We start from the raw sequence: 7,753 nt of genomic DNA, 5'->3' as shown, positions 1-7,753 counted from the left end.
CGCGCGCGCGCGGCCGTCGGCCGAGGCGTTTGCGCCGGCGCCGCGGGCCCACCCGTCGCGGTCGTCTGGCGGACGGGCCGCGACGTCCGCGGATCGGCGCTGGACGGGACGGGTGCGAGGCCGCTGCTGCGGCTCCCCGACGAGCGCGGGGTCGGCGCGACGCCGTCGCCGGACGGCCGGCACGTCGCCCTGTCCTACGACGACCGGCTGCTGGTCTCCGACCTGGACGCCGGGGGCGCCGTGCGCGACCTGGGCGCGGTCGCGCGGGACGCCGACGTCGTGCGCTGGGCGCCCGACGGCCGCCGCATCGCGGTCGTCGCCGACGAGCGGCTGATCGTCTGCGAGGCCGGACCCGAGCGGCGCGGCTGCCGCGTGTGGGCCCGCGGCGTCAGCGCCGAGACCGGCGCGAGCTGGTCGCCGGACGGCACGGGCGTCGTCGTGGTCCGTCAGGTCGCCGGCCGGCGCGGGGGAGACGAGGACCTCGTGGTGACGACGACCGACGGGGCGACGTCCCGGGACCTCGATCGCCTGCGACCGCGCGGCAGCCGCTTCCCGTACCCGTACCCGCCGGTCTGGGCGCGCCCGGGCCCGGCGTGGACGGTCCTCGACCTGCGCCTGAAGGACGGCGAGCTCGCCGGGATCTTGCGCAGCCGCGTCCGCGCCGTGCGCGACGGCGCTGCGCGGACGCTGTCGTCGGTGTCGCTCGCCCACACGAACGCCCTGCCGTTCTTCGTCGCCGCCGAGCGCCCCGACGGCGTGCTGCTCGGGATCCGGGAGCGGTACCTGCGCAAGGGCGCCGCGTACGACCTGCGGACGATCGACCCCGCCGGCCGGTTCGCCCCGGCGGGCCTCGTCCTCGGGTCGTTCCGGCAGGGCATGGAGGACGAGGACGTCGACGTCCACGGCGTCCTCGCCGACGGCCGGGTCGCGGTCACGCTCCGTCCGCCGGACACCCGCCGCCTCGCGCTGCACCTCGGCACGTCGGGCGGCGGCCTCGGCCCGGTCGTCCGCCGCGGCGACGAGATCGCGGTGGCGACGGCGTTCCCGGGCAACCCGGTCGGGGACTAGCGGCGCGGCGGCCGATTCGCGCCGAGGACGGCGGGGCAGCCTCCCCGCCGGCGATGACGTTCGACGTCCTCACCGAGGTCCTCTTCGGGCTGCTGCCGAAGGGGCTCCGCTGGGCGATCTACGGCGTGATGCTGACGATCATCGTCAGCGCGGTCGTGGTGTTTCTGCTCTGAACCACGCCACGACCGCGTGGCGGGAGGACGTCACGGCGCCGTCGCGCCGAGGTCCTCGAGCGTCCCCTCGAGATCGGTCGCCCGCCGCTTCGGACGGGCGAAGAGCTCGCTCGCGTCGCCCGACTGGACGACCAGCCAGGCGTTGCCGACCCGCCGGGCGACGATCCGCGCCTCACCGATGATCGACGGGTCGGTGCCGACGACGCCGGGGTGGCCGGGCACCGCCGTGGCCCCCGGCAGGCCGGCGGGCGGGGACCCGGGCCTCGCGGCGTCGAGCAGCACCGTCGCGGTGACGTCGCCTCCGGGCGTGCGGACCAGCGCGCTCGCGCACGGGAGGAACGCACGGCCGTTGACGCCGGGCTCCGGCACCGGAGCGCCCCGGATCGCGCGCGAGCGCAGGACGGTCGCGGTCGGCGGCGCGACGACGCGGCAGGCGCTGCCGTCGGGCGGCGGGCCGTCGGTGGTCCCGCTGCGCTGCCCGCGGGCGAAGCGGCCGGGACCGATGCCGGTGTCGACCAGGCTGCCGTCGGCCCGCAGGTACGCCGCGTGCCGGTCGTTCTCACCGGGCAGCAGGACGATGACGCGCCAGCCGTCGGGGATGCCCCCGCCGGGCCGGGGGACCACCCGGCGTCCGGACCGGAGTCGCAGCACCGAGATCGTGTCGTCGACGATCGCGTAGGTCAGGCGGCCCCCCGGGACGGACGTGTACCCGCCGGCGATGAACGGCTGGGAGGTCGTCGCGGCCGGCCCGCAGCCGGCGCCGCCGAACGACCGGTCTCTCGACGCGGCGCGAACCGTCAGCGAGGTGCACCAGCCGGTCTGTCCCACGCGCAGGTCCGGGCTGATGTGGATCGCGTACCGGGACGGCGGTCCCGGGTCCGCCGGTCCGCCGGTCCTCGTCGTCTCAGGCGTCGCGCGGGTGAGCGGCCCGGCGGACGGGGCCGACGGGGAGCCGCCCGTGGCGACGACCGCCGCGGCGGCGGCCGACGCGACCACCGCGGTGGTGACGACCGCGATCAGTCCCGACCGGCGCGAGACGCGGCCGAGGCGACCCGCCTGGCGGGCGGATGCGGCGGGCGCGGCGGCGGGCGCCCGCTCGCCGGCCCGGTGCTCGGCCGCGGTGCGGAGCTCGGCGCGGAGACGGTCGAAGGGGTCGTCGGGGCGGCTCATGCGTTCTGCTCCTTCGTGCGGCTGCGGAGGGTGCGCAGTCCTCGGTGCACGCGCTGGCGGGCGACCTGCTCCGAGCACCCGGTCTCGACGGCGATCGCGTCGTAGGGCTCGTCGTCGAGGACGCGCCTGCGGACCGCCTCGGCCTGGTCGGCGGGGAGCCGCTCGAGGGCCTCGACCACCGACCCGGACCCCCGCCGCTGGATCGCGAGCAGGTCGGCGTCGTCGAGGTCGATCGGCTGCATCCGCAGGGCCCGCCGGGTGTCGTCGGCGACGCGGCCGCGGCGGGACGCGTCGATCAGGATGTTCCGGGCGATCCGCATCAGCCACGCGGCGGCGGGTGCACGGTCCGGCGCGTAGGACGTTCGGTGCTCCAGGGCCCGGGCGAATGTCTCGGCGACGACGTCGAGCGTCAGGTCCGGACGGGGCGAGCGACGCGCGACGTAGCGCGTCAGCAGGTCGACGTTGCGGACGTAGAACGTCTCGAAGTCCGCTGGGCTCCCGCCGGCGAGGAGCTCGGCGTCGGTGGGTTCGGAGGCCATCGAAGGGAAGTACGCGCGCGGCTCGATCCTGTGACGACGGATCTCACGGGCGGGGTCTGCCGCGGATCGGGAGGGCCGCCGTCACCCGCTCGGCGCCGGCCACCCGGCGGCGGCGTCTATCCGTCGCTCCCCGTCGGGCCGACGGTCGGGATGCAGGACATGGTGGCCGGGTCGCAGAGCGAGCCGTCCTTCCGCGTGATCGTGAGGGTCCGCGGACCGCGCCCGGCGTCCTTCGGTCGCAGCACGAAGATGTACGCGCCGTCGTCGTCGGAGGAGACCTCCTGGACGTGCTTGGTCCCGCCCGTGACGTAGGTGACCTTGCGCGCGTCCGGTCCGGCGAACCCCCACTTGACGATCCGCTGGCCCGCGGGGTCGCAGACCGGCACGTTCCGGAGGCGCCGGCGGGTCCACTTCGACTGGGTCCTCATGGGGTCCTTGACGAACTCCTTGCAGCCGCCGATCGAGCTGCCGGGCCGGCCGGTGTAGCCGCTGGCGGGGACGGACGGGCCGTCGCCGCCCTGGTACAGGTGGCCACCGCCGGTGCCGCCGCACGTGCCGCTCTGCGACGCCTCCGGCGGGAGCGGGTGGAAGCGGCCGTCGTCGTGGAAGACCCCGTCGCGACCGACCACGCCGATCGTGTCGTCCTGCACCCGGCCGATGCCGGTGCAGACGATGCCGCGGGGGCGCCTGGGGGAGTAGATGCGGATGCCCCAGTCGGGCCCCCCGTCGGGGTCCTTGGCGCTGACCGACCCGATGACGCGCTCGCTCCCCGGGTCGGGCCCGCTCCAGCCGGCCGGCCGCGCCTGCGGGTCGGGCGGCACCGGGTCCCCGGTGCTCAGCGCGCCGGTGGCGGCGATCGCCCCACCGGCGACCGCGAGGGTGCCGACGGACACCAGCAGCGGCAGGCGGGTGCGGCGCCAGCGGCTGCGGGCGGGCGTCGCGTCCGGCTCGTCGTCGAGGCGCCGGGCGGCCGCGTGGAGGGCCCGCTCGAGGTCGGGGAGGCGGCTCATCGGGTGCGCTCCAGTCGTGCTCGCAGGGTCTTCAGACCGCGGCTGACGCGTTGGCGGACGACGCTCTCCGAGCACTCCAGGCGCTCGGCCAGCGTGGCGTAGGTGTCGCCGTCCAGGACGCGGCCCTCGATCGCGACGCGCTGTTCGTCGGGCAGCACGGCGAGGCTCGTGAGGGCGTCGGCCCGTCCGAGCTCGTCGATCCGGCGCAGCGCGGCGTCGTCCACCACGACCGGCTCCATCGCCAGTCGCCGGCGCGCCTCGTCCTCCACCCGCCCGCGCTCGAGGCTGCGGGCCAGCAGGTGCCGGGCGATGCCGAACAGCCAGCCGCGCGCGTCGCCCAGCTCGGGGTCGAACGACCGCCGGCCGGCCAGCGCCCCGGCGAACGTCTCGGCGGTCAGGTCCGCGGCGACGTCCGCGCGCCGCACGCGGCGCAGGAAGTACCGCAGGACCGCGTCCTCGTGACGCCGGTAGAACGCGGCGAACGCATCGGCGTCACCCCGGAGCAGCGCCGCGTCGGTCGAGAGTCGTGGGGCGATGGCGGCCATCGTCTCGTACTTGCGGACGCCGTCCGGTTTGTGACGACGGATTCGTCAGCGTGCCCGGCCCGCCGTCGCGAGGCGTCAGGCGCCCGGGCGGCCGGCACCGGATTCGGTACCTGGCAGGAAGGTTTCCTGGTCGGCGTGGCCGGGGCGGCCGGCCGGGCCCGGTGGGGACCAGGATTGGTACCTGGCGGGAAGCTTTCCTGGTCGGCGTGGCCGGGCTCCGCGTCGTGCCCGCCGACCACCGACCGGCGTCCGCCTCGCGCCACGCGTCTGCGACCCGCGCAGACGCGAGCCGATGACGAACGCCGTCGTCGCCGGTGGCGTCGCGCCGACGACGGCGACCGTCCCGAGACCCGGGGTCGGGGCCCGGTGGGCGTGGCATGATGCCGCTCGTGACGACCAGCCACGCCGCGGACCGCCACGACCTGATCCGCGTGCACGGGGCGCGGGTGAACAACCTCAAGGACGTCAGCGTCGAGCTGCCCAAGCGGCGCCTGACGGTCTTCACCGGCGTGTCCGGATCGGGCAAGAGCTCGCTGGTCTTCGGCACGATCGCCGCCGAGTCCCAGCGGATGATCAACGAGACCTACAGCGCGTTCCTGCAGGGGATGATGCCGACGCTGGCGCGGCCCGAGGTCGACGTGCTCGACGGCCTGACGACGGCGATCATCGTCGACCAGGAGCGCATGGGCGCCAACGCCCGGTCGACCGTCGGGACGGCCACCGACGCCAACGCGATGCTGCGCGTCCTCTTCAGCCGGCTCGGGCAGCCGCACATCGGCGGGCCGAAGGCGTTCGCGTTCAACATCCCGTCGGTCACGGGCGCGGGCGCGCTCACCGTCGGCGACAAGGCGGCGGTGCGCAGGACGTTCTCGATCACCGGCGGCATGTGCCCGAACTGCGAGGGCATGGGGTCCGTCTCCGACTTCGACCTCACCGCGCTCTACGACGACCGGAAGTCGATCAACGAGAGCGCGATCACCATCCCCGGCTACAGCATGGACGGCTGGCAGGGACGGATCTTCCGCGGCAGCGGCTTCTTCGACCCGGACAAGCCGATCGCGACGTTCACGAGGACGGAGCTCGACGATCTCCTCCACAAGGAGGCGACCAAGATCAAGGTCGACGGGATCAACCTCACCTACATGGGGCTGATCCCGCAGATCCAGAAGTCGTTCCTCGCGAAGGACCGCGAGGCGATGCAGCCGCACATCCGGGCGTTCGTCGACCGCGCGATCACCTTCACCACCTGCCCCGAGTGCGACGGCACCCGCCTCAGCGCGGGCGCGCGCTCGTCGAAGATCGCGGGGATCAGCATCGCCGACGCCTGCGCGATGCAGATCAGCGACCTCGCGGCCTGGGTGCGCGGGCTCGACGAGCCGTCCGTCGCGCCCCTGCTGACGACGCTGCGCCACACGCTGGAGTCGTTCGCGGAGATCGGCCTCGGCTACCTCTCGCTCGACCGCCCGACGGGCACGCTGTCCGGCGGCGAGGCGCAGCGCACGAAGATGATCCGGCACCTCGGGTCGTCGCTCACGGACGTCACGTACGTCTTCGACGAGCCGACGATCGGGCTGCACCCGCACGACATCGAGCGGATGAACGAGCTGCTGCTGCGGCTGCGCGACAAGGGCAACACCGTGCTCGTCGTGGAGCACAAGCCCGAGGCGATCGCGATCGCCGACCACGTCGTCGACCTCGGCCCGCGGGCCGGCACCGCGGGCGGCGAGGTCGTCTTCGAGGGCACCGTCGAGGGGCTGCGCGCCAGCGACACGCTGACCGGCCGGCACCTCGACGACCGCGCGGCGCTGAAGCCGTCGGTGCGCGAGCGGAAGGGGACGCTGGAGATCCGCGGGGCGGGGACGCACAACCTGCAGGACGTCGACGTCGACGTGCCGCTCGGGGTCCTCGTCGTCGTCACCGGCGTCGCGGGCTCCGGCAAGAGCACGCTGATCCACGGCTCCGTGGCCGTACAGGACGACGTCGTCGCGGTCGACCAGAGCGCGATCAAGGGCTCGCGGCGCAGCAACCCGGCGACGTACACGAAGCTGCTGGAGCCGATCCGCAAGGCGTTCGCGAAGGAGAACGGCGTCAAGCCCGGGCTGTTCAGCGCGAACTCCGAGGGCGCGTGCCCGACCTGCAACGGGGCGGGCGTGATCTACACCGACCTCGCGATCATGGCCGGCGTCGCCGCGCCGTGCGAGGACTGCGGCGGCAAGCGCTTCCAGCCCGAGGTCCTCGAGTACCGGTTCGGCGGCAAGGACATCAGCGAGGTCCTCGCGATGCCGATCGCCGAGGCCGTCGGGTTCTTCGCCGACGGCGACGCCAAGCTGCCGGCGGCCCACAGGATCCTCGTGCGCCTGGACGACGTCGGCCTCGGCTACCTCAGCCTCGGCCAGCCCCTGACGACGCTCTCGGGCGGTGAGCGCCAGCGCCTGCGACTGGCGACCCACATGGCCGAGAAGGGCGGGATCTACGTCCTCGACGAGCCGACCACCGGCCTGCACCTGGCCGACGTCGAGCAGCTGCTCGGCCTGCTGGACCGCCTCGTCGAGTCCGGCAAGTCGGTGATCGTCATCGAGCACCACCAGGCGGTCATGGCGCACGCCGACTGGATCATCGACCTGGGCCCGGGCGCCGGCCACGACGGCGGCCGCGTCGTCTTCGAGGGCACGCCGACCGACCTGGTCGCGGCGCGCTTGACCCTGACGGGCGAGCACCTCGCGGCGTACGTCGCGGGCTGAGGCCGCGACGGGAGCACGACGGCCGGACGCCGGACGCGTCGCCGGGCCTCACGTGTGCGCCACGGCGCGGCCCGTCAGAGCGCGAACGCCACGTGGTGCCCGGGGCTCCGCTGCTCCCGGGCGAGCAGGCGGAGGGCGCCGTCGCCGTCCAGCGGCAGGGTGATCACGACCGCACGGGGGTGGTCGTCGGCGTCGTGCTCCGGGCCCCAGCGGTTCGGGTCCGCGTCGTGCTCGGTGTCCCAGGGGTCCTCGGCCAGGAGCAGGACGAGCTCGCCGCGCGCCTCGTCGACGCGGGCGTCCTCGAGGCCCCAGCGCGCGTCGTCGGGCTCCTCGGGCGGCTCGTCCGGGAGCAGGTCCGGGGCGAGCACGGCCAGGAGGCCCGAGGCCGTGACGTCCTCGCCGCGGCGTCGGCCGGCCGGGCGGCGCACCGCCGGTCCACCCCTGGCGGTCCCGGACCGTGGTCGCGCCAATCCGCGCCGGCGCCGCCGGCGGTCCGGCACCCGCGGG

Annotated in this window: 6 protein-coding genes and 1 pseudogene; 2 read left to right on the top strand and 5 right to left on the bottom strand. The window is 75.2% G+C overall.

Going from position 1 to position 7,753, the window contains the following annotated elements; genetic code table 11:
- Positions 1-1,068: pseudogene (locus AB0L40_RS05575) on the top strand (hypothetical protein); the annotation flags it as partial.
- Between the two features lie 203 nt (positions 1,069-1,271).
- Here the strand turns inward: AB0L40_RS05575 and AB0L40_RS05570 are convergent.
- The 4 genes from AB0L40_RS05570 to AB0L40_RS05555 form a co-directional block, all read right to left on the bottom strand.
- Entirely contained in the window at positions 1,272-2,411 is a 1,140-nt protein-coding gene (locus AB0L40_RS05570; RefSeq protein WP_364350431.1) for a hypothetical protein, read from the bottom strand.
- Complete coding sequence (locus AB0L40_RS05565) at positions 2,408-2,950, bottom strand: sigma-70 family RNA polymerase sigma factor (RefSeq protein ID WP_364350428.1); 543 nt, start codon at positions 2,948-2,950, stop codon at positions 2,408-2,410. Before AB0L40_RS05565 ends, AB0L40_RS05570 begins: the two co-directional genes overlap by 4 nt.
- A gap of 116 nt (positions 2,951-3,066) precedes the next feature.
- Positions 3,067-3,960 (bottom strand): hypothetical protein, encoded by an 894-nt coding sequence (locus AB0L40_RS05560; RefSeq protein WP_364350425.1) that lies wholly within the window; start codon positions 3,958-3,960, stop codon positions 3,067-3,069.
- Positions 3,957-4,505, bottom strand: coding sequence for an RNA polymerase sigma factor (locus AB0L40_RS05555; RefSeq protein WP_364350422.1), 549 nt, complete (start codon positions 4,503-4,505; stop codon positions 3,957-3,959). The genes AB0L40_RS05560 and AB0L40_RS05555 overlap by 4 nt, the downstream gene beginning before the upstream one ends.
- 380 nt (positions 4,506-4,885) lie before the next feature.
- Between AB0L40_RS05555 and AB0L40_RS05550 the strand changes: the two genes are divergently transcribed.
- Entirely contained in the window at positions 4,886-7,246 is a 2,361-nt protein-coding gene (locus AB0L40_RS05550) for an excinuclease ABC subunit UvrA (protein ID WP_364350419.1), read from the top strand.
- Between the two features lie 74 nt (positions 7,247-7,320).
- Here the strand turns inward: AB0L40_RS05550 and AB0L40_RS05545 are convergent, their stop codons facing one another.
- Complete coding sequence (locus tag AB0L40_RS05545; RefSeq protein WP_364350416.1) at positions 7,321-7,674, bottom strand: hypothetical protein; 354 nt, start codon at positions 7,672-7,674, stop codon at positions 7,321-7,323.
- Between the last annotated feature and the right edge of the window lie 79 nt (positions 7,675-7,753).

Origin of the sequence: Patulibacter sp. NPDC049589, assembly GCF_040675535.1 — a bacterium.
Classification (GTDB): Bacteria; Actinomycetota; Thermoleophilia; order Solirubrobacterales; family Solirubrobacteraceae; genus Patulibacter.
This window is presented reverse-complemented; position numbering and strand designations above follow the sequence as displayed.